Raw genomic sequence first — 1,141 nt, forward strand, 5'->3', positions numbered from 1 at the left:
CATTCGGTGATCTGGAAGGAGTGTTTGTCGATGGGGGCAAGGGTGACCCGGTGACCCGCAGAGATCTTCAGCCATTACGTGATCCGATCATTTCCAGCGGCGACGCGGGCTGAAATCCAGTTTCGGTTCCTTTGCTACCGAATTCTCCACTTAAGCCGCCATTAAAGGCACGATGGTAGCGATTGGCATCGCCTGAGGGTGACCGACCGGCAAGATTTCTCGGAGACAGGGTCTGTCACGTAGCCTGAGAATTGTATGTCCATGCCGCGCGCCGGAATCCAGTTGATGCTTCAAGCACGACTTGATGCGATTCTCGATGAAACATTCGGTTCACCGTCTGGCGACACCGGCGTCTCCGCCGACACCGCCTTGAAGCTGCATCAACAGCAATTCTGGACACAGATCATCATGAACGGCGCCGAGAGCGACAGCGCCTCTGCCCCATTTACATCACTGGCGGGAGCGCCTGTTTCGATGGAGTCGGTTGTTCGCACCAGCGGCACGGTTCTCACGCGCCTCGTCGAAACGCTGATGGCCAAGCCGCCTCCAAAGCTTTCGTTGACGGGCGCCTCGCGTCGACGGAAGCACATGCAGGAGCAGGTCGTCGCACTGACGGCAGCAGCGTTCGAAGGCTTGTCCGATTATGCATCCCAAGCCTGCCGCGCGGAAGCGGTCGAGCGGGCACGGGAGGACGAGCTTCGGTTGCAGGCGGAAACGGCGCAACACCGTAATCTGATCGCGACGACCGAGGCCCTCAGCAGGCTGGCCGACGGAGATCTCACGGTGCGGGTGGACGGTCTGTCGAGCCCGTTTCTCACCCTCGAAAGCGCGTTCAATCTGGCTGTCGGGTCATTGCAGACCCGGCTGCGTTCCGTGAGCGCCAGCACGTTGGACATGAACAGCGGCATCGACATGATTTCCGAAGGGGCCAGCGACCTTTTCAAACGAACCGACGAGCAGGCGCAGTCGGTCGAACGAACAGCCGTCACGGTCGGCCAGATCACGGCCACGGTGCGCAAGACGGCGAAGCGGATCGAACATGCCCGCTTGTCGATCTCGGGCGCCAAGGCCGATGCCGAGAAGAGCGGCAGCATCGTGCAGGAGGCCGTTTCCGCCATGGCCGAGATCGAGCATTCGTCGG

At 60.8% G+C, this 1,141-nt stretch carries 1 pseudogene; it reads left to right on the forward strand.

The annotated features are described in order from the left end of the window. Nucleotides 1–285: 285 nt before the first annotated feature. Nucleotides 286–1,141 (forward strand): annotated as a pseudogene (locus tag M8523_RS36335) (hypothetical protein); the annotation flags it as partial.

Origin of the sequence: Lichenifustis flavocetrariae, assembly GCF_026130545.1 — a bacterium.
Lineage (GTDB): Bacteria > Pseudomonadota > Alphaproteobacteria > Rhizobiales > Beijerinckiaceae > Lichenihabitans > Lichenihabitans flavocetrariae.